Source organism: Litorimonas haliclonae (assembly GCF_965138505.1).
Taxonomy (GTDB): domain Bacteria; phylum Pseudomonadota; class Alphaproteobacteria; order Caulobacterales; family Maricaulaceae; genus Litorimonas; species Litorimonas haliclonae.
This window is the reverse complement of the sequence record NZ_CBCSCO010000004.1, coordinates 195,611-216,298: the sequence shown is the minus strand read 5'-3', so window position 1 is coordinate 216,298 and position 20,688 is coordinate 195,611. Positions and strand designations below refer to the sequence as shown.

General features: G+C 51.8%; 22 protein-coding genes and 1 tRNA gene. 1 reads left to right on the top strand and 22 read right to left on the bottom strand.

Going from position 1 to position 20,688, the window contains the following annotated elements; translation table 11 throughout:
• Positions 1-114: 114 nt before the first annotated feature.
• From ACNA05_RS10695 to ACNA05_RS10635, 13 genes are all read right to left on the bottom strand, one after another.
• Positions 115-618 carry a PAS domain-containing protein gene (locus ACNA05_RS10695; protein WP_415811477.1) on the bottom strand — a complete coding sequence of 168 codons (504 nt, stop codon included), beginning with the start codon at positions 616-618 and terminating at the stop codon, positions 115-117.
• 193 nt (positions 619-811) lie between these two features.
• Complete coding sequence (locus ACNA05_RS10690; RefSeq protein WP_415811476.1) at positions 812-1,261, bottom strand: Ros/MucR family transcriptional regulator; 450 nt, start codon at positions 1,259-1,261, stop codon at positions 812-814.
• Positions 1,245-2,990 carry a Na(+)/H(+) antiporter subunit D gene (locus ACNA05_RS10685; RefSeq protein WP_415811475.1) on the bottom strand — a complete coding sequence of 582 codons (1,746 nt, stop codon included), beginning with the start codon at positions 2,988-2,990 and terminating at the stop codon, positions 1,245-1,247. The genes ACNA05_RS10690 and ACNA05_RS10685 overlap by 17 nt, the downstream gene beginning before the upstream one ends.
• A complete protein-coding gene (locus ACNA05_RS10680) occupies positions 2,987-3,376 on the bottom strand; it encodes a hypothetical protein (protein ID WP_415811474.1) in 390 nt (129 codons plus the stop codon). The genes ACNA05_RS10685 and ACNA05_RS10680 overlap by 4 nt, the downstream gene beginning before the upstream one ends.
• Complete coding sequence (locus tag ACNA05_RS10675; protein ID WP_415811473.1) at positions 3,373-4,857, bottom strand: proton-conducting transporter transmembrane domain-containing protein; 1,485 nt, start codon at positions 4,855-4,857, stop codon at positions 3,373-3,375. Before ACNA05_RS10675 ends, ACNA05_RS10680 begins: the two co-directional genes overlap by 4 nt.
• A 3-nt stretch (positions 4,858-4,860) precedes the next feature.
• The gene (locus tag ACNA05_RS10670) at positions 4,861-6,414 is read right to left on the bottom strand and encodes a monovalent cation/H+ antiporter subunit D family protein (RefSeq protein WP_415811472.1); all 1,554 of its coding nucleotides are present in this window, start codon (positions 6,412-6,414) and stop codon (positions 4,861-4,863) included.
• The gene (locus tag ACNA05_RS10665; RefSeq protein ID WP_415811471.1) at positions 6,414-6,962 is read right to left on the bottom strand and encodes a cation:proton antiporter subunit C; all 549 of its coding nucleotides are present in this window, start codon (positions 6,960-6,962) and stop codon (positions 6,414-6,416) included. The genes ACNA05_RS10670 and ACNA05_RS10665 overlap by 1 nt, the downstream gene beginning before the upstream one ends.
• Positions 6,962-7,453, bottom strand: a complete 492-nt coding sequence (locus ACNA05_RS10660) for a Na(+)/H(+) antiporter subunit B (protein ID WP_415811470.1) — start codon at positions 7,451-7,453, stop codon at positions 6,962-6,964. Before ACNA05_RS10660 ends, ACNA05_RS10665 begins: the two co-directional genes overlap by 1 nt.
• Positions 7,446-8,216, bottom strand: coding sequence for a DUF4040 domain-containing protein (locus tag ACNA05_RS10655; RefSeq protein WP_415811469.1), 771 nt, complete (start codon positions 8,214-8,216; stop codon positions 7,446-7,448). Before ACNA05_RS10655 ends, ACNA05_RS10660 begins: the two co-directional genes overlap by 8 nt.
• The gene (gene mnhG / locus ACNA05_RS10650; protein ID WP_415811468.1) at positions 8,216-8,635 is read right to left on the bottom strand and encodes a monovalent cation/H(+) antiporter subunit G; all 420 of its coding nucleotides are present in this window, start codon (positions 8,633-8,635) and stop codon (positions 8,216-8,218) included. The genes ACNA05_RS10655 and mnhG overlap by 1 nt, the downstream gene beginning before the upstream one ends.
• Positions 8,632-8,946 (bottom strand): monovalent cation/H+ antiporter complex subunit F, encoded by a 315-nt coding sequence (locus ACNA05_RS10645; RefSeq protein ID WP_415811467.1) that lies wholly within the window; start codon positions 8,944-8,946, stop codon positions 8,632-8,634. Before ACNA05_RS10645 ends, mnhG begins: the two co-directional genes overlap by 4 nt.
• A complete protein-coding gene (locus tag ACNA05_RS10640) occupies positions 8,943-9,449 on the bottom strand; it encodes a Na+/H+ antiporter subunit E (protein ID WP_415811466.1) in 507 nt (168 codons plus the stop codon). The genes ACNA05_RS10645 and ACNA05_RS10640 overlap by 4 nt, the downstream gene beginning before the upstream one ends.
• Before the next feature lie 157 nt (positions 9,450-9,606).
• The gene (locus ACNA05_RS10635) at positions 9,607-10,881 is read right to left on the bottom strand and encodes a DUF2336 domain-containing protein (protein WP_415811465.1); all 1,275 of its coding nucleotides are present in this window, start codon (positions 10,879-10,881) and stop codon (positions 9,607-9,609) included.
• A 239-nt stretch (positions 10,882-11,120) separates the two neighbouring features.
• Here ACNA05_RS10635 and ACNA05_RS10630 point away from each other — a divergent pair, with 239 nt between their 5' ends.
• The gene (locus tag ACNA05_RS10630; RefSeq protein ID WP_415811464.1) at positions 11,121-13,274 is read left to right on the top strand and encodes a S9 family peptidase; all 2,154 of its coding nucleotides are present in this window, start codon (positions 11,121-11,123) and stop codon (positions 13,272-13,274) included.
• A 63-nt stretch (positions 13,275-13,337) separates the two neighbouring features.
• On the opposite strand, the gene ACNA05_RS10625 is transcribed toward ACNA05_RS10630, so the two are convergent.
• The 9 genes from ACNA05_RS10625 to ACNA05_RS10585 form a co-directional block, all read right to left on the bottom strand.
• Positions 13,338-14,837 carry a tetratricopeptide repeat protein gene (locus tag ACNA05_RS10625; RefSeq protein ID WP_415811463.1) on the bottom strand — a complete coding sequence of 500 codons (1,500 nt, stop codon included), beginning with the start codon at positions 14,835-14,837 and terminating at the stop codon, positions 13,338-13,340.
• Positions 14,838-14,986: 149 nt separating this feature from the next.
• Positions 14,987-15,616 (bottom strand): energy transducer TonB, encoded by a 630-nt coding sequence (locus tag ACNA05_RS10620; RefSeq protein ID WP_415811462.1) that lies wholly within the window; start codon positions 15,614-15,616, stop codon positions 14,987-14,989.
• A gap of 30 nt (positions 15,617-15,646) precedes the next feature.
• Positions 15,647-16,042 carry an ExbD/TolR family protein gene (locus ACNA05_RS10615; RefSeq protein WP_415811461.1) on the bottom strand — a complete coding sequence of 132 codons (396 nt, stop codon included), beginning with the start codon at positions 16,040-16,042 and terminating at the stop codon, positions 15,647-15,649.
• A 113-nt stretch (positions 16,043-16,155) separates the two neighbouring features.
• Positions 16,156-16,578: an ExbD/TolR family protein gene (locus ACNA05_RS10610; RefSeq protein WP_415811460.1), complete on the bottom strand. Its 423-nt coding sequence runs from the start codon at positions 16,576-16,578 to the stop codon at positions 16,156-16,158.
• Between the two features lie 21 nt (positions 16,579-16,599).
• Positions 16,600-17,118 carry a MotA/TolQ/ExbB proton channel family protein gene (locus tag ACNA05_RS10605; RefSeq protein WP_415811459.1) on the bottom strand — a complete coding sequence of 173 codons (519 nt, stop codon included), beginning with the start codon at positions 17,116-17,118 and terminating at the stop codon, positions 16,600-16,602.
• A 77-nt stretch (positions 17,119-17,195) separates the two neighbouring features.
• Positions 17,196-18,590 carry a MotA/TolQ/ExbB proton channel family protein gene (locus tag ACNA05_RS10600; protein WP_415811458.1) on the bottom strand — a complete coding sequence of 465 codons (1,395 nt, stop codon included), beginning with the start codon at positions 18,588-18,590 and terminating at the stop codon, positions 17,196-17,198.
• Positions 18,591-18,620: 30 nt separating this feature from the next.
• Positions 18,621-19,382: a DUF3450 domain-containing protein gene (locus ACNA05_RS10595; RefSeq protein ID WP_415811457.1), complete on the bottom strand. Its 762-nt coding sequence runs from the start codon at positions 19,380-19,382 to the stop codon at positions 18,621-18,623.
• A gap of 71 nt (positions 19,383-19,453) precedes the next feature.
• Positions 19,454-20,311 carry a DUF3450 family protein gene (locus ACNA05_RS10590; protein WP_415811456.1) on the bottom strand — a complete coding sequence of 286 codons (858 nt, stop codon included), beginning with the start codon at positions 20,309-20,311 and terminating at the stop codon, positions 19,454-19,456.
• Between the two features lie 284 nt (positions 20,312-20,595).
• A tRNA-Gln gene (locus tag ACNA05_RS10585) sits at positions 20,596-20,669 on the bottom strand.
• Positions 20,670-20,688 lie beyond the last annotated feature (19 nt).

Sequence of the window (20,688 nt, the reverse complement as noted above, 5' to 3'; positions counted from 1 at the left end):
TGAAGGCAGTATAGCCCAAAAATCATAAGTGAGGATTATATTCCTATATAAAAGAACAAAATGTCAACATCCGTCAGTCCAAAAGACCGTGAAGAATAAACTAAGCTATTGATATCAGGCGTAAACTTTATTCTGATCGGTCTCTGACCGCGCCGCCCGTTCCATCTTGACGAAATGATCATAACCGAGGATCATGTTTACGTCGGACCCATTTTCGGACAACGGCATCCGAATCCAAAACTGCGCCAGATGAGACCCATTTGGCGTGCCTGGCCGGGTGACGCCGGCATAGGCCCGTTTATTTTGCACCACATTTCTGAGCACGCGCTGCCAGTATTCTATGCGGCACCCCAGGGGGAGTTCATCTATGTGGCGGCCCTGAATTTCGCTATCGAACAGATTCCAGAAACCCGTTCCGGCCAGACGAATACGAAAGCGTTCTGCGCCCTCGCAAACCTCAGTAATGGTCGTGGTGGGAAGTTGTTTGCCGATCACGTGAGGCTCAATGTCGTCACGAGTAGGGAGCTGACCACCGACACATTTGGAGCGCCAGTAGTCATAAATCTTCTGTTGCTGTGGAAGCACCATTTGATGGCGTAATGCGTTACCCTTGATCACGAAACTCTCCCCCGAACCAGCCCTTATTCCAGTTCTGGAGCCTTTATTGGAAAAGAGAGTCCCAGCGGCAACCATTTGTTAACCATATTTTCAGGAATTATCCCAAAAAAGCACGGTTTTTTGAATCGGTTCCGATTCGACTTTTGATAGAGATTCTAGTTTGAGAATTTAACAGGAAAATGACGGCGAAAAATCAGGGACGACTCTTCCCCAGCCCTGTCCGTTTGGCGAGTTCGGAGCGGCGTTTGGCATAGGCCGGGGCGACCATGGGGTAATCGGACGGGAGGCCCCATTTCTCTCGATACTGTTCGGGGCTCATTCCATATTTCACCCGAAGGTGACGTTTCAGCGATTGATAGGGTTGTCCGTCTTCCAGACATATAATCACGTCATCTTTGAGCGACTCGTCAATTGGGACGGCGGGAACGAGGTCTTTTTCGTCCTGCCCGTCATCCGCCTGTGAGGCGGCCTCCATTAACCCGTCATAAATTGAACCGAGCAAATCCGGAATAGCTTTAGCTTCGACCGCGTTATGAGACAGATAAGCCGCCGCAATTTTAGAGGTTTGCGTCAAAAGAAACTCCGGAGACAGGTCGTCCCCGGATGGCTTTTCAGAATTTGGGAGCTTAGGAGCCGAGGACATAGATAACGATCAGAGTGACGAATAACGTCCCGGCCGTAAGAACCGCCGGAAGGCCGGACGGGGCCGCTTCGCTCATCGCGCCGGCAGGGCTGAACATCTGATAGAGCTTCTGCCCCACCTTGCCGATCGTGCGCTTCTGCAGGCGGCTCACATGCATGTTGAGCCTGTCCCACATATCGGAGGTCCATAACGCCATGTTCAGACCTAAGCGGCGATAAAGCCAATCGGAATCGATAATCTCGGACCGCCGCTCAGCCGGGTAGACGCCGTAGCGTTTGAGCAAGGTAAAGGCAAAGATAGCGGCAAAGAGGAGCTGCAACTGGAAGACCACGTGATCCCAAGTATAAGGCTTATAGGCTTCCATTTCGAACGGCATTAGCGAGTAGAGAAGCTCATATCCGCCCCACGGCCACGCGAGAACAATACAGAGTATCCCGGCGAGAGTCATGGCGACAAGCATGTTCCAAGGCGCTTCCTTGACGCGTCGTCCGCTATCATGGGCAAAGAAGGTAAAGTGCGGCACTTTGATGCCTGAGTGTTCCATCACACCGGCAGAGGCAAAGAGCATCATCGCAAACGGCACCCAGAGATGTTCTTCAAGCGCGGCGGCGAGGATCATGGCTTTAGTTACGAACGCGGCGAGAAGCGGGAACGCCGCAATAGAGCCTGCCCCGATAAGGCAGAGCACAGCAGTAAATGGCATAGAGCGGAACAAACCGCCAAGCTCTGACGCTTTGGCCGTGCCTGTCCGGTACATGACTGCACCGATAGACATAAAGAGCAAGCCTTTAAAGATAACATGAACAAAGACCTGTCCCACAACCCCGTTCATGGCGAGCGCGCCGCCAATCCCGATACCGCAAACCATGAAGCCGAGCTGGTTGTTCAGTGAGTAGGCCAAGACGCGGCGAAGGTCGTTTTCCACCACCGCAAAGAAGACCGGGAAACAGGTCATGATTGCCCCGACCCAAATAAGGATATCTACGCCTTCGAAACCGCGCGCCAGAGCGTAAATGGCGAACTTGGTTGTGAAAGACGCCAAGATAACGGTGCCCGTAATAGAGGCTTTCGGATAGGCATCCTGCATCCAGTTATGGAGGAGCGGAAAGCCGCATTTGATGCCCATAGCAATCATCATGAGCCAGCCACCGGGCGTATTCAGTCCGATAAAGTTAAAGGTGAAGTCCCCGCCCCGGCTCTCAGCGACCATAACGGCCCCGGCCAAGAGCAAGACACCTGAAAAGACATGTATGGCCAGATAGCGCAGACCCGCCGCATAGGCATGTTCGCCGCCTTTCCAGACGAGGAACACGGACGAAATCGCTGTGACTTCCCAGAAAATGAAAAGAGTGATCATATCGCCAGCGAGAACCCCCGCAACGGCGGCCCCCGTATAGATGAGAGCGGAGCTATCCGTGATACGGCATTTTTCATGCAGGCCGTATATGCCGTTTATCAATCCCGCCAGACAGAAGAGATAGCCCCAAACAAGCGACAGGCCGTCAATTCGGAGCGTAGTAAGCTCTATCCCTGCGAAATTCAGGACGCCGCGAATATATTCCGGCTCGATAGAATGCATCTGAAAGATAAGCCAACCGGCAAAGACCGGGGCAGCGACCAAAAAGAATTTCCGAATGAAATGCGTGCCATCTGTTTTAGGAAACAAGGCGCAGACGAGTCCGGCCAGAATAATCCAGAGGCCGGGATTGATGTTCATTAGATCAATCATGATTTGTCCCCCGTCTTGACGGACTTATCAGAAGTGGACTCATCATGTCCTTCGGCGCTGACATAAGGATCAGGCAATCCGCCCTCCCCGTAATAGCTCTCGTCGCGGCTTAAGAGTTTAAAGAGAGGACGCGCCATAAAGACGATAAAGGAATAGGCTAAAAATCCGAAGACAGCCCAAGAGCCCGGAATAATGTCCCACGGCGCCGGATGCTTTAACGGGTGCATCACGCCCAAAATAGTGGTGATGATAATGCCGGCCAGCGGCAACCATAAAAAATTGCGTTTAAACTTATCGTCCACCAGAAACAGGAAGGGTTTCGCGGCGGGGTGAATGCCTTCTGCCGCATGTTCTTGGACTTTCGGGTTTGCGGAGTCCTTACTCATGACAGCCCTCCCAAAATCGGTGTCAGGAATTCGGCAATATCTCCGGCGAAGAAGAACAGCACCAGACTGCCCAACGCCGTGAAGACAGGCGGAACGATGACCCAAATATGTTTCTTCTGCTCTTCGGCGATAATCGCGTCGGCGGCGACATCTGCGGGCGGCTTCATAAATCCGCGGACCGCAATCGGCACAAGATAGATGATATTCAAAATCGACGAAGCAATCAGCGCCGCAATCAAAATCCCTTTACCGCTATCCAGCGCCCCGGCCATCAAGAAGAATTTCGGCCAGGATCCGCCTGCGGGGGGGATGCCGATAATGGAAACGGCGCCCACCAGAAAGGCCCCGAAGACCCAAGGCATGGTGCGGCCCAACCCGTCCAATTGCGAAATCTTGGTTCTGTGGGAAATCGTGTAGATAGCGCCCGCGCACATAAAGAGCGTGATCTTACCCCAAGCATGCATGACGATTTGCAAGCCGCCGCCCAAAATCGCGAGGGGCGTGGCGAGCATAGCGCCGAGGGTGATGTAAGAAAGCTGCGACACCGTCGAGTAAGCCAGACGCGCTTTTAGATTGTCCTGACGCAGAGCGATAACAGAGGCGAGCACGATGGATATAGCGGCGATCCATGACAATGTGGTCGAGGCGGGAGTTTCTGCTGCCAGAGACGGGCCGAACGTAAAGACCACGACCTTTAGCATGGTGAAAACACCGGCCTTCACAACGGCCACGGCGTGTAGAAGCGCGGAAACCGGCGTCGGCGCCACCATCGCGTTTGGCAGCCAAGGATGTGTTGGCATAAGCGCCGCTTTGGCAATGCCGAAAGCAAATAGGAAAAGCAGGATGGATGTCGCGAGCAGAGAGGTTCCCGGCGGGAAGATTCCCCCCAGCTGGAAATCGGTTGTGCCAGCAATGACCTGGGTGCCGATAATCGCCGGAAGCAACAGAGCCAGCGACGTGCCCATCAAAATGAGCGCGTAAATGGTCAGACCCTTACGGGCTTTGGCATCGCCCTTATGCGAAACAAGCGGGAAGGTCGAAATAGTCAGGGCTTCATAAAAAATGAATAGCGTAATCAAATTGCCAGACGCCGCAATCCCCATGGCTGAGGCAATGGCAATGGCGACAAACATATAAAACCGTGTCTGATGTTTTTCATTATTCCCCCGCATATAACCGAGGGTGAAAACCGAATTCACAATCCAGAGCGAGCTGGCAATAGCCGCGAAGGTGGCGCCCAAAGGTTCGAGCACAAATTTGACTTCAAAGAAGCCAGCAAACCGGCCCAAATAGAGTTCTGGTCGTCCGCCTGCAGCGACCTCGCGGCAGAGATAGATAACCACGCCAAGTAAAGCGACGCCCGCTATAAGCGTAATAGCTTCACGTATATTCGGCCACTTTCCCGCGAACGGGATAAGTACGGCGGCGGCAAGCGGAATGAGCAGTAAGAGCAGCAAAGCAAATTCAGGAGACAAAGCCATGTCTTACCCTCCTGTTCCGATATAGGTTGCGCCCGTCAGTAAGGACGCAGCCCGTTCCGACGCGCCCACGAGTATGTCAGAAGCCCCGAAAATATTCATTCCGACCGCAATGGACAGCAGCGCCATCGCCCACATGGGCACGAGCATCATAAGCGGAGCTTCGTTTTTAACGCAGGGTTTGCCGTCAATTTCTGGCGGAGAGCGGAAATAAGCCACCATGAGAACCCGCCCGACATATATAACGGCGAGAATGGAACTGACCATAATGAAGCCCACGGCCCACCAATACCCTCCGGCGGCGGCAGATTGGGCCAAGGCGACTTTGGAGACGAAGCCAGCGGTGAACGGTACGCCAATCAAAGAGAATCCGCAAAGCGTAAACGCGCCCATAGTCCAAGGCATTGTTTTGGAAAGTCCTCTGAAATCGTCAACGCGGGTAATCCCAAAGCGATACCACATGGCGCCGAGAGCGAGGAACAAGCCGCCTTTAATGACCGCGTGATTGATAAGGTGAAGATAGGCGGCGCTAAGACTGGCGGTTGTTGCAATGCCGATGCCCAGCAACATATATCCGACTTGCCCGACCGAAGAATAAGCCAGCATACGGCGCGCATCGGTCTGGAAAATGGCTTGTAGCGAGGCAAAGATCATTCCGATTATACCGAGACCAAATATGAGGAAGACCAGAACCGCGTCGACATAAGCGAAGTCCGGATGGAAGACAAAGAAGGTAAAGCGTAGCAGCAGATAAAGCGCGGCTTTTGTTGCCGTCGAAGCGAGGAACGCCGTCACCTGGGTTGGCGCATAAGCGTAAGCGCCCGGTAGCCAAGTATGGAGCGGGAACATGGCCAGTTTCAGGCCAAGGCCGACAATAATAAATCCGAAAGCGACCATGGAAACCCGAGACCCGCCGTCAAGCTCGGTCAGAATACGCGCCATATCCGCCATGTTGAGCGTGCCGGTTTCCATATAAAGGAAGCCGATACCAATGACGAAGAAAGTGGCGCCGATAGAACCTAAAATAAGATAATTATAAGCTGACACCAAAGCGCGGCGATCGCGGCTCGATCCCAAAGCAACAAGAACATAGGTCGAGATGGAGCTCACTTCGAGGAAGACGAATACGTTGAAAGCGTCTTCCGTAACGACCATGCCCAATAGGCCTGCCATGCATAACAGGAAGGCCGCGTAATAAGGCGCGCGTTTTTTTGGCTCAATCTCCGCCAAAGTCGCCGGCATAGCATAAACCATTGTCACCAATGCCATTGCACAAATCAAGACAAGAACCGGGGCAGAGAGCGCGTCAATCTTTAGAGAAATACCATGCGGCGGTGCCCATCCGCCCATTTCATAAACATCCATGCCATTGGCGATTTCAAATTGCGCCAAGGCAACGGCGCTAACAGCCAGAATAAGAGTGACAAAAGTTGTCGTCCACCAAGCGAGCTTGCGCCCCGGGAAAACAGCCGTAATGGCAGCCATTAATAGCGGCAGGATTATGAGAAAAGCCGGACCATGGGTCAAAAGCCATTCGGGCATATAAAGACTGAGATCCATTATGATTTCGCTCCCGCGTCAGGGGCGAGAGGCGAAGGACCTGTGCCTTCGAGATTATAGGCATAATCCAAAGCGTCTATCTCGTCTTCTTCAATGGTTTTATAAACTTCGCGGACACGCACAACCAAAGACAATCCAATCGCCAGTGTCGCCACGCCCACCACAATTGCGGTCAGGATAAGAACATGAGGCAGCGGGTTAGAATAAATGACCTCCCCGGCCTCCGCAGCTTGCGCCACGGCTGCCGCCGCCTGTTCAGAGGCTTCCGCCCCTGGCTCTATCGCATCGGCAGCGCCGCCGTGAGCGGCGTCAACGGCGCCGTGCCCCTGTTCGCCGGAATCGCTTCCATGATCCTCAACCAAAATGGGCGGTTGTCCCCCGGCCACTTTACTAATCGTGATATAAAGTAGGAAAACGGAGGTTTGGAATATCGACAAACCTACGAGTTTTTTTATGAGGTTACGGGAAGAAAACACGACATATAGCCCCGTCATCATCAGAATAATGACAATCGCATAATTATATTGTTCGAAAATATCGGCGAGCATTACCAATCTTCCTCGGACGTTTCAGGTTGACGCGATCCAAAGGCGTAAAAAATCGCGATCATAACAGTGGTCACGGTGACCAACACGCCCAGCTCCACGGCTAGAATTCCGTAATGCTGGCCATGGCTCGGCTCATGGGCGAGAACGCCGTAGTTCAGAAATTCTCCGCCAAGGAGCCATGTTACGACGCCCGTCCCGCCGTAAAGGAGAACTCCGATTGTCATTCCAATTCTAATCCAGCTAGGCGGAAAAGCTTGCTTGGCCGCATCGAGTCCGAAGATCAGCGCATAAAGTATAATAGAGGCCGCAAAAATCACGCCGGCCTGAAACCCGCCGCCGGGTCCATAATCGCCGTGGAAATGCACATAGAGCGCAAAAAGCGCGATAAGCGGGATAAGGAATTTCGCCATGACCCGCAGCAAAACATGGGGGTCTCTCGGCGCCATCTCTTCTTCAGATGGCTTAGAAGGACGGGTTTTTGATTTAGCCATTTGCCCCTCCCTTAATTGGTTTCTTAGACGTTGTTTTCTTCGTAGCGGCCTTTTTGGCTGAGGCTTTCTTGGCGGGAGCCTTCTTCGCGGCCGCCCTAGTCGGCGGCGTTTCAGATTCGGCCTTTTCTTTGGAGCTCTTTTCAGTGCTGGCAGAGGGGGCAGACGGTCTTGAAATCCGCTGACCTTTGCATTCGGCATGCCAACGTCCGGCGTTCCCGTTCAATCCCAAAAGTAATAAAACCCCAAGGCCCGCGGAGAAGATAACAACTGTTTCGCCAAAGGTGTCGTATCCTCGGTAACTCGCAAGGACGGCGGTCACCACATTTGGAATATGAATTTCTTCAGCTGTTTTGGCCATATACTCCATACCGACATAGCTATTGGCGGGTGAGTTGGCATCGCCGTAAGCGGGCATATCGCCAATAGCGTAGAACATGGCCATACCGACAAAGATCACAATCAAAAGTGGCCCCCATTGACGAGACAAAGGCACGGGTGCTGATTTTCGATCCGCCAGGAGCATCGCCGCAAGCATAAGAACTGTGGAGACGCCCGCCCCGACCGCGGCTTCGGTAAAGGCAACGTCCACGGCATCCAAACTGACAAACCAGGCTGCGCTGACGAGAGAATAAACCCCCTGCAACATCACGATACCGAACAGGCTCCGCATCCGGACAATGGACACAGCAACAATGACGAGTATCGCCAAAAGACTGATATCAAGAAGAATAGTGGGAGGCATGAACGAGGCGCTGGCAAACATTAGCTTTCCTCCCCATCCAAAGACGGCGCGCGGAAACGGCCCAATACGGGTTTCACGCCGGCCTTATAGGCTGAATGGGCAACCGCGTGTGTAGCCGTCGGGCTTGTCACCAAAAGGAAGAATCCAACGAGCATGAGTTTCAACGTGAGCTGTGAAAAGCCGGATTGAATTATCAAACCAAGAAGTATGAGCTCTGCGCCTAGCGTATCTGTCATACCAGCCGCATGAAGACGGGTGTAAAAATCAGGCAATCGCAACACACCCAAAGTCCCGGCCAGTACAAAGAAAAGCCCGGCGATCAACGACGCTGTCGTCAGCAAAAACCGTAACAAGTAGAGCCACTCTATTTGCGGCCCGGATTGGCCCGCCAACTCTGCGGCGGCTGGGGCGGCAGCTAGAATCATGAGAAAAACATTCATTCGTCCGCCTCCACGTCTGGTCTGGCGATCAGGCCGACATTCAGGGCTTTGTAATTAAAAAATTTCAGAACCGCGATTGTCGCGATGAAATTCATCAACGCGTAAAGCAAGGCGATATCAACGCCGTCCGGGCGGTCAATAATAAAGCAGAACACGCAAAGAAAGAGAACCGTTTTCGTACCGAAAGAGTTCACGGCTAACAGGCGATCATAAAGCGTGGGTCCGCCAATGAGCCTTGCGAGCATCATGACCATAGACACAATGATGAGAAACGCCGCGCCGAGAAAAATATATCCTAAAGCCACACTCATGAGGGGGCCTCTGACGTATGATTCGCGGTCTCGCCAACGGCGCTAGACGCACGCTCTCCCATTTCGCGGAAATCTTCCGGCGCGCTCATTTCGCCCAACAAGGCGTGAACCAAGATGTGATCTTCTTCCATCAATACGCTCACTGTACCCGGCGTCAGGGTAATCGAGTTTGCAAACATGACTTTGCTGAGGTCCACCTTCTGCGAATAAGGAATTTTTGTCATGGTCGGCGAAACAACCATATCCGGTTTTAGAACGGCGCGGACAACCTGCACATTTGCTTTGATGATTTCTTTGAAGAGCCAAACAAAATAGGCGAGTGTTTTAGGCATAGACAGATAAGGCGCAGTTTCCCGATCAAGAATATTCATCCGATAGCAAGCCACCAGAACAATTCCGATTGAGATCGTTCCGAGCGTCAGCAAAATTGGGGTGAAATAGCCGGATAAGGTCAGCCAAGTGGCTGCCAAGGCAATTATCAATAAAAGACTATACCGCAACACGCTCTTTAGCGCTCCTCACCCGAGATTATAGGGTGTCCCAATCCACCCCCTTTAGTGTCGTCTTAAAGGGCCAAATTCGGCATTTAAAGGATAAACACTGCCAAAGAGTGCAAATGTTTTGTGGATTAGTAAGGCAGGCCCCGCAAAAACGGTTTTGCTAGCCCTTTCGATGCCCAAAGACGAGGGCCGCTGTAATCGCAGCGGCGCCATGTTCCTCTTCGCGGGGAATCACGCCATTTTTGATATATCGTAAAACATCTTCGTTCAGAGAAGACGTCAGCGACCAATTCCAATAGCGCAGAACGGTTTGAGCCTTGTCTGTTGAAATCACATCATAGGCTTCAATAACCCGGGTAAGGTGCGGGTGTTCCTGTTCCATCTCGTCCTCTGGCGGACGGTACACGGCACGCCACAGCTTCTCCAGCATGTCGCGTTTCAAACCCGTCGACTTACAAAGAACGGCCAAGGCCTCTCCGCCCATATCGGTCAGGATCTGGGCGCCCGTTGCCGGTTTAATACCGGACATATACGAAATTTCTTCAATCAAAGTTTTGGTCAGGCCGTGAGCCGAGGCAATTTCAATAGCCGCTTCCAGACCTTCATAATCACTTCTGGCGATGGCGGCGCGGTTGCGTTGGCGGCGTTCGACAAACTGCAGGGCTTTTCGCACGCCTGCATCCTGCCAGCCCTCTTTCGCCGCGTCGGCAAAGAGATCATTACAGCTTTCCTGCAACACAGCCCGCGTGACCGCAAAACGATGCAGAATACGGCGCCGGGTTGATCGATCCGCCCACCAAAACATTGTCAGCCCGTGGCTGGGTCGGAGCTCTTCGCGCCGGTTGAGCAAACTTACATAAGGTGCGTAATTTCGAGACATGGTGAGGATACGCTGCAAAGCCGTTTCGCTAAATTCCGCGCCATTATTTTTCAAAAGGGTTTCGACCACGTCCTCTTCAAGGAACTGAACGAGCGCATCCACAACAGAATCAGAGAGCTTTCGTCTCTGCGCAATTACTTTGCGGTGTTCGCCCGAGACTTTCTGAGCCACCTGAATCAGGTCGCTATCCGACAGGGACAAACTATTTTCCAAAATATGTTTGGCTACCCGAATGTCATCCTTGGCCAATATAACCAAAATAGTGCGCGGGGCCTCATTGAGCATGACGAGGCGTTTCGCGACACTTTCGCGAACATCGATATCGGCATCGCGTAATAGCTCCACGAGGACGTCCCCGGCCATATGGCGCTCTTGAGGCGTGAGCTGACTGGCGGGAATACAGATAACATCGGCCAGGCGTTTGGCGAGTTGGCGACGGGTATTCCCCTCATCCGAGATTGGCGCCACTTCCTGCAATATTGTGCCGGACTCCGCGTCTTTGAGAGGCGGTAGGTCAGAGCGCATTTTGCGCGACTGTGCCGGCATGGATACCATAAACGAAAAATCTCCTGCGCCCTTTTTGCAATACCCTGGCTGCAAACTCTTGGCCGTAAAAATCTCTGCAACGTAATGCTTTGCCCATAAGAGTAGTCAAAACCTGTTAACCAAGCGTGACTATTTTTGAGCCTGTATGGTTTCCTAGTATCTGCCAAATTCTATGCCCAAACACGCTTCGCAGTTGAAGCTCCCGCGTGCATTGTCTAGGCGAGAAGACAAAAGAAATGGACTGTTTTATGCCTCAGATTTTCAAATCCACTGCCCTGCCCCCGAAAACAGAAAAAAAACCGGTAACGAGAGAACAGCTCGGCCGCCGCCGGGTTGATGACTATGCATGGATGAAGGATGAGAACTGGCAAGAAGTCATGCGGGATCCGTCCAAGTTGAACGGAAAAATTAAGGCCCATCTTGAGGCTGAAAACAGCTACACCCAAGCTGTTCTAACTCCTTATGAAACCTTGAAAAAGAAAGTTTTTGAAGAGCTAAAAGCCCGGCTGGAGCCCGAAGCCGCCAGTACGCCCTTGCCAGATGGTAAATGGGCCTATTTTCACCATTACCGAACGGGAGATGAACACGGCGTTTTCGCTCGCATCTTGCAAGAAAACCCTGAGTCGCCCGTTATCCTATCCGATACCGTTCTCGAAAAATCAGAGATTGTGCTCGACGCGGAAACCCTCTCTAAATCCTATCCCGGATATTTTGATCTTGGCTCTGTCTCTCACAGTCCAAACCATGAATGGCTGGCTTACGGAGTCGACGGCAAGGGGTCAGAAAATTATCAGGTGTTTCTGCGTAAGCTGGGCGGCAAAAACCAAGCTGACGAAGAGTCGATCGTCACAAAGATTGATCAAGCCGCCGGAGCCTTGGTTTGGGCCGATGACTCTCGCACGCTGTATTGGGTCGAGCGTGACGATAATCAGCGTCCCTACGCTGTCTTCCGTCAGGATATTTTCAACGCTGAAAGCGAGCCTGAACTCATCTATAAGGAAAGCGATCCGGGTTTTTTCGTTAGCGTCGGCTCCTCTGATGATATGGCCCATATTGAAATCAGCGCGCATAATCATACCACGTCTGAAATCTGGCGGGTTCCTGCCAACAATCCCAAAGCCCCCGCTCTTTGCTTTGCCGAGCGTGTCGAAGGTCTGGAATACAGCCTTCATGACCAAGGCGGGCGAACTTATATCCTCACCAATGCGGATGGCGCCGTCGACTTTCAGATCAAAGTCGCCGAAGAGAGAGGCCCCGCCGAAAATTGGGCCGAGTTCATCCCCCATAAACCCGGGACGCTGATTTTAGGGGTAGAAACATTTGAGCACTTCCTCGTCAGGTTAGAGCGTGAAAACGCCCTCCCCCGAATAGTCATTCGCGATATGCAAAACGGCGAGGAACACAGCCTCGCAATGGACGAGGCCGCCTATTCTCTGGGTTTGATGTCCGGATATGAATACGCCACAGATAGGCTTTATTTTTCTTACGCCTCCCCCACGACCCCGTCGCAAGTTTTTGCCTATAATATGGACACGCGGCAGCGCGACCTCGTCAAAACCCAAGTGGTACCAAGCGGACATGAGCCGTCAGATTATAAAACGGAACGGGTTAACGTCACCGCCCGCGACGGCGAAACCATTCCCGTCACGCTTTTACGCCGGAGCGATACACCGACAGACGGAACAGCGCCCCTTCTGCTCTATGGATATGGCTCTTACGGGATTACTATTCCGGCGGCCTTTCGAACGACCATCCTCTCTCTCGTCGACCGCGGGTTCATTTACGCCATTGCCCATATACGCGGCGGGATGGCCAAAGGCTATCAGTGGTATTTAGACGGAAAGCTGGAGAAAAAAATAAACACCTTTAATGACTTTGTCGATGTCGGACGGGGTCTTTGCCAACAAGGCTATACCCGCGAAGGCCAGCTTGTCGCCCATGGCGGCTCTGCCGGAGGGATGCTCGTGGGGGCCGCCCTTAATCAAGCGCCCGAGCTATTTGCCGGAGCGATCGCCGCTGTGCCTTTTGTAGATGTCCTAAACACGATGTCAGATGAAACCCTGCCCCTCACCCCTCCGGAATGGCCGGAATGGGGCAACCCCCTCTTAGAGGCGGACGCTTATGACCAGATCGTAGAATATTCGCCTTATGATCAGGTCGAGAGCCGAGCTTACCCGCCCACCCTGATTACGGCGGGTCTTACCGACCCCCGCGTGACTTATTGGGAGCCCGCGAAATGGGCGGCCAAATTGCGCGAATACCAGACGGGCGACGCGCCGATTTTGCTCAAAACAAATATGGAAGCTGGGCATCAAGGGGAAAGCGGCCGGTATGACTCGCTGAAAGAAACGGCGCTCGAATATGCCTTTGCTCTGGCCTGTGTCGGACGGGATGGGGCTTAAAGTCTGAAATAAAAAACCCGGCCACAAGGGCCGGGTTGAATATAGTCTAATATGTTACGGAGTTTAACCCGTCGTTTTGACAATATACTTCGCGTCATACTCCGGCTTGAACTTCAAACAGCTTTCGTCTTCGAGTTCAAATTCACCCGCAAAGATTTCATTGTCATACGCGCCTTTGATTTTCTGGAAGCACAATTCTTTTTCGATATTGGCTTCAAATTCGCAACGGCGCTCTAGCGCATCCCGTTCTGCGCGAATGAAAGATATCCATTTTTTAGCATTACGGTTTTCACGAGACGAGGCCGGAACATTAGAAAACGCATCAATGGCTGACGCCCGGGTCCGGGTGATTGGCGCATTGTTCATTTCTTCCGGGGACATAGCGCAGCTCAGACGTTCCTGAGTTTGCGTTGTCTCATAGCGGCACGTCGCGATGAGCATCCAAGACTTACCGGAGTCATATCCGCGATTAATAGCTTCTTTGAAAGCGGTCTCAGCCTCTTGACACTGGCCTTCATTATAAAGCGCTTCGCCTAGATCGGCGTAAAGCTTAGCCGTCCCCGAGCTAGCCGCCGCTTGCTCCAACACAGGAATAGCGCGTTTATACTCACGAGCTTGGCGATAAAGGTTAGAGAGTTGAACAAGCTTATCGGAATCTTGCGAGATCCGGCCCGCATCTATCTCGCGCTCAAGGATCTCAGCCGCCTGGTAGGGCATATCGTAAAAGCTGTAATATTGAACAACTTTCATGAGATCCTGTTCAGTAGATAAGGCTCCCCCAAGGTAAAGCATTTTAGTCACTTCAAAGGCCTCTTGCTCCCGTCCGCCATTGGCCAACATAGACGCCCAAGCTTCCCAGAGCTGCTTTTCCTGAGGCCAGCGATTGATCATCTCTTTGACAATATCCGCCTGTTTAGCCGGCATATTCAAGTTATTATAAAGGAAGTTCAGAAGGTCGAAATGCTTGCGTTCTTTCGGGTTCGAATTATTGAACCACTTTTCCGCCCACGGCAGAGCTTTCTGGTAATTTTCGGCCTGAACCCACGCTTGAGTGATATATTCGACATATTTTGGCTTTTCCTGACCGCCTTGAGCCAGATAATTTTCCAACATGGTCGCGCCTTCGGCGAATTGCTCGTTACCAATCAGGAGCTGAGCAATGTTCACGCGGAGACTGGAAGCCTCGTTCGGAAGAAGACCACCGGCGCTAATAGAATTTTCAAACGCTTGAATGGCCTGACCATAATTATTCAGTTCGTAATAGTTGGTCCCCTGGACCTGATAAATAATGGATTTCTCATAAGGATTGAGGTCTGGCAAAGCCAAAGCTTCGTTAAGTTTTGCAATAGATTGCTGAAACTGATTGGCAGTGGTTAGCTCATTAGCTTCACTCACCAAAGCGCCCGCTTCGGCGCCGAACTGGCGGCCTTCTTCTGGCTGTTCTTTATTGTCCTGAGCCTGAGCTGTCATCGGCGCAACAGCCGCGACCATGGTTACAGTTGCCAACGCAAAAGCACTGGCGCTTAACCCATTCCGGATCATTTTTGTAAGTGATAGGCTCATCACGTTCTCCTTAAAGCATTAGCTCGTTTTATTACGACGACCACGGTTCCGAAGAACTAGTAGGCGTTGTGAAGGGCAGGTTACCGCCCTTCCGTATTTTGCGGGTTCAAGTCTGACCGAACCCAAATTGAATAGACGGAAAGACCGACCTACTCAGGGATAATATTGCCGCGCTCGTCTGTCAGGCGGAATGTAATCTGGCTCTCAACACCGCTACGGGCGACATTACGGCCCTCAACGACTTTCGGGTTGTACTTCCACTTTTCGACAGATTTGATGGACGCACGCTCAAAAACGCTCTGCGTACAATAAGTTGCCGTCACATTGAAGGGTTGTCCCTCTGGGCTCACATCAAAGCGGACTTTACAGTGACCGGATTTTTCCGCGCGAGTAGGCATAATAGGCGGGATGCGAACCAAAGGCTGGGCGTCGCGGTCGGAAACAGCAATTTTGAAGCTCTGACGGTCAATCTGAGGGGTTTCAAATTCTGGAACAGCTCCTTCGAGAGACGCAATACGCTCTGTCGGCTTGTCGGCCTGAGCCCGCTCAATCATAGGCGGCGGCGGCGGCGTAACAACTTTTTTGACCTGATCAATTTGAGTCTCGCGTTCGATAACTTTGATATCTTCCACTTTAGGATTGATTTCAAACGTCGCGGTTTCGACCTTTTCTTCTGGTTCAAACTCGGCAGAGATAAGAACCGTCATTAGGATGAAAAGCCCAACTGTCACGATTGCCGCGACGGGAACTCCAATGACCCATCGTAAAATATTACCCATAATAACGTCCTTCCTTACTCAAAAACCAGCTTACTCAGTGCCGACCCGCGTATTAATTTCAAGTTCCTGCATGAGATCCTGCACGGCCATAACCGTTCCAACTTCAGCGTCTTGGTCGGCCTTGATAATGGCCTGAGCTTTCGGGCTCTCATCCCGGATAGCTGTCACGACGGGGCGAATTTCTGAGATGTCGTAAGGTCTCTTGTCGATCCAAATTTCATTCGCCGCATTCACAGCAATCAGGATAGTTGGCTTCCACTCTTTATCCGTTGTCGCGACCGGCTCTGTGGGGTCAATCCCCGGCGTTTTAACAAAAACCGACGTCACGATGAAAAAGATCAAGAGAATGAAAACAACATCCAACATGGGTGTCATGTTCAATTCTGTATCTTCTTCTGGAACCGAAACTCTACTGCGTCTTGACATATTGTTACCTTATCACATTTACGTGGTAGATGCAAATCCGTTCCTGAGAATTTATCCTTAGAAGCTGGATTTGGATCGACCTATATAAATCGCGCACTGGCAATTGCGGAGCTTTAAGCTCCGGCGTTTGCTTCTACGATTTCAATTTTTGTCGGACGTCCACCGGCATCCAACCCGTCTTTTAATTCAACCAGAATTTCATGCTTGGAGCGCTCGTCCATCCGCAGGATAACACTGGCGCCCGGCTTATCTGCCAAAAGGCGTTCAACAGCGAGCGTGACGCGGTCACAGCTTGTGCTTCGTTGATCGACAGAGCACTGGTTTCGGGCGTCAACAAAAACGGTAATCGCGCGAGGCTGATCCGGTGGAGGAGGAAGGTCCTCAGGTGGAGGCGGGGGCTGCGTCAGATCGATACCGTCCTCGTCCAAAAATGTGGCAGTCACGATAAAGAAGATGAGCATGATGAACACGATGTCCAGCATCGGGGTCATATCGACATCAGCTTCGTCGGAGTTATGTTTACGTCCGCGTCTCATAAAATCCTCTTATCTTTAGGGCTACTCGACCTGAAGGTCGTCAGCGAAGCGGGCCGTTTCCCGTGAACTCTTACGAGGCAACACAGTTGAAAAATACAGTCCGGAAAGAGCCGCTGTCATACCCGCCATAGTCGGGATAGTGGCTTTGAACACACCGCCGGCCATTAGGCGGGCGTTGGAAGATCCGGAAAGGGCCATGGTATCAAACACCTCAATCATCCCCGTTACGGTTCCGAGCAGTCCCAAAAGGGGCGCCAGAGCCACGAGGGTTTTAATAATCCCCACATTTGTGTCTGTGCGCTCTTTAATCTGGCTGACCATCTCATCGCGTATGGCGTGAGCCTTCCAGGACGTTTTGTCTGATCGTGCGTTCCACTCTGCCAAAAGGCGTTCCTTCATCGGCTTGTGAGCGAAAAGGTAATAAGCAAAGCGTTCGACAATAAAAGTCCACATGGCGAGGGTCGCCAGCATAATCCAGAAAAGAACGGGTCCGCCTGCGGCGAGAAATTCCTGGAGACCGTTAAAGACATTAGCAAACATAGAGCACCTGAAAGTTCAAACTTGGGAAACTTAGCGGGTCGCGGAAGAGTTCACCTCCGCGACCTTCGAAGGTTTAGTTATACAGCGGTTGTTCCGCCTGTCGTGCGGGTCTCAACGTGGCGAGCCACGATACCTGCACTTTGCTCCTCAAGCGTGCCCTGGATGGAGCGAGCAAGGGAAGAACAGAAGCTGTGGAGGATGAGAAGCGGGATAGCCGCAATCAGACCCAACATAGTTGTTACAAGCGCTTCGGAAATACCGCCGGCCATCAACTGGGGATCGCCTGTGCCGTAGATCATCATAGCTTGGAAGGTTTTGATCATACCTGTAACGGTACCCAAGAGACCCAAGAGCGGTGCGATACCAGCAAAGAGTTTCAGAAGGTTCAGACCAAATTCAAACTTAGGCGATTCTTTCAAAATAGCTTCGTCCAGTTTCAACTCAACTGTATCAGCATCTTTTGTCTTAGAAGAATCATAAGCCATCATCACGCGGCCCAATGGGTTGGACTTAGACGGCTGCGCCTTACGTTTCTGACCGGAAACGGCCATTTTTACGAGGAAGAGGCGAATAATATTCAAGATACCAAAGATACCACCAATCGCGAGAAGAAGGAGAATGATGTAACCAATTGTTCCGCCGTAAGAAATACGCTCACGAACATCCGGCACACGCTCGAATGACTTCAGCAATTCGCCGCGAGTTGGATCAAGCGGGGCATAAACCAAATCACCGGCAGAGGCATTCGTTACAGCGTCAGCTGCAGATTGAATTTGGCCACCAGGCTGCTTAGGCAGCTTGCTAAGAAGGATTTGATTACCCTCTTCTGTCGGAGCGCTATAATCCAAGAAGTTCCCGGCATCAGCCGTGAAAATAGCAAAAGGACCAACCCGCGTAACGGCTTGTTCAGCGCCATCATTCACATTGGCAACAGGCGCCTGGAATGTTGCGACTTCGCGTTGAGCCCGGATCTCCTGAAGCATCAACTCATAAATCGCGTTTAAATCCTGGCTGCTTGGCAGCGCTTCGGATTCTGAAACTGTGCCCAGGATTTCCGTACGGCGGGGATATTGCGCCGTAATCAGAGAGCTATCAAGAAGCGCTTTAAACTCGCCAGCTTTACCGCGGGCCAGACCAAACACTTCACCGAAATCACCTTGTGCGGCGCGAAGTTCAGCTTTCAACCCATCAATAACCTCACGATTGCCGTCGAAAGTCCGCTCGACAACTGCCGCTTGATTTTCCAAAGCGTTCAACTCGCTCCGGGCTTGCGCCAAAAGCGCTTCTTGCTGGTCACGACGCTCACGGAATGTGGCTTCGCGTTGACGGTTTTCCTGCTCGACCCGTTCAGCATCCTGACGGACCTTACTCAGCAGATCATCAACAGAGCTAATTTGCGCTGTCGCCGGAACGGCGGACAGCATCACAGCAGAACCGATAACGGCCGCCGTGGCTTTTGTGAAAAATTTCATAGTCATACTCATTGTTCTGATGTCCTCGGCTTAATTTCTGATAGTGACAGGGGCATAAACGATGCCTGGAGCAGCTTCGCCTCGTGCAATCCGAATGGCTTGACGCATGTCCAACGCATCTGCACCACCCAAGACGTCCCACTCGCCTGTTTCGGCATTATATTTCGCAACTTCGCTCTCATCTTTAGACACATAAACTAGCGAGGTCCTGCCAAACCGGATGAAGTTAACAACATTTCCGGGGCGCGTTGGATGGGCGCCTTCGTAGCTGTCGATACCCTGACCGTAAGAAACTTCAATCTTATAGGCATTGAGAACGCGGCGATATTGTTCCGCCGGGGACACATCCGGATCCGACAAAATCGACTTCACATTTTCAATCCGAGCTTTCCGCTCATTGATATTAAAAGGCAGATCAGCATTGATGGCATCTTCGAGCTGCGCAGTCATCCGAAGCATCATAGGCGCCATGCCCTGCTTAATAGACTCAACCGTTCCCAACTGACGCTGGAGAGACTGAATTTCAGATTTTTGCGACTGAAGATAAATATCCTGCTGCGCTACGAAAAGCGCGATATTGTCCTTCTGCTGCAAAACCGCCCGATACTCACGCGCAGCCGAATCGGCCGCATCATCGGAATCTTCTACGCGACTTTGCGATGCGGCACTGGCCGCGGTTGAAGCTTTCGCTGTACTCATAGCGCTTTCGAGCTGGGCCTGCGCCGGCACGGCCATCATCAGCCCCGCTGCGCTGGCAAGCATAAGACGCTTGGCAATTAAAGTTTTTAACATGGTGTCCTTCCAAGTCTGCTTTTCATTTTATTCTGACCACTACGGAGCGGTTGAATCCTGTTTATCTCAATTTACCCATCAATCCGGATCGGAGAGAGAATAACCCCCGGCGCACTTTCACCTCGTGCAATTCGAACCGCCCGGCGGGCGTCCAAAACATCTGAGCCAGACATCTGCACCCAAGCCTCTGTCGGCTTGTCCCAGCGCCAGGCTTCTGAACTGTCATGTTGCAAATAGATGAGAGAAAGGCGGCCAAAATGCACATAAGCGCCATCTTTCAGATTATCGCGCAAATCTTCACGCTCCACCTGAGTAGCGCCTTCCGGAAGCTCGTCGCGGACTTCATCCGGAAGATCACATTCGGAACTATTTATATCTTCGTCGCAAGCCGCCAAACGCGTGCCCGGCTCAGTCGGGTGGTCGCCGCTATAGGCTTCGATAGAGTTACCAGAGAGAACTTCGACATCATAAAGATTGATAGCTTGACGGAACAAGCTTGAAATCGGAGCTGACTCATCGCTTAAGTCTTCTTTCAGACGATCAAGGCGGGCAAAGCGCTCAACGATTTTAAATGGCACGTCCTGGACCATTTCTTTTTCAACAGACGCGGCCATCTCAACGACTAAAGGACGAATAGCGGCCTTTGTGTCATCCATTGACGCGAGCTGCGCCCGGAGAGAGGCGATTTGTTCTTGTTGTTTCTGTAAATAAAGACGGCGCTGATCCGTACTCGCTTGAGTGTCAGCGATTTGCTGCAACACTCTGGAATATGCATCGGCCGGATCAACGGCCGGCGCCGCTGGGAGAGCAGTTTCCGTTGTGTCTTCTGTTGCGTCCTGGGCAGTCGCGCTAAGCGCAAACCCTCCGGTCATCAGACCCAGAGCAGCACTGGCAAATAACATTTTACGAGCGGCCTTAGAAATCACCACGCATGTCCTCCAATATTCATTTCCGCGCCCTCTTTTCGGGGCTAACGCAGGTTTGGACTGTTCGCTTACACGCGCCTCAGACCTTAATCAATGGTTACATTGCTGTGAAAATCGATTTTTTTTTCGACTTTTAAAATAACGTCCTGTTGATATTAACCATATTTTTCTTGTGATAACATTACAATATAATAGTTGCACGAAATCCACAAGCTCTACTCACAGTCAGAGCATTTCGTTCCAGATTTGGATAAGAAACTTTTGCGACAATTACAAAGGAGGGTCGGTGGTTGGGGCGGCTGGATTCGAACCAACGATCACGGGATCAAAACCCGATGCCTTACCGCTTGGCTACGCCCCATTAAAAGACCCTGCCGACC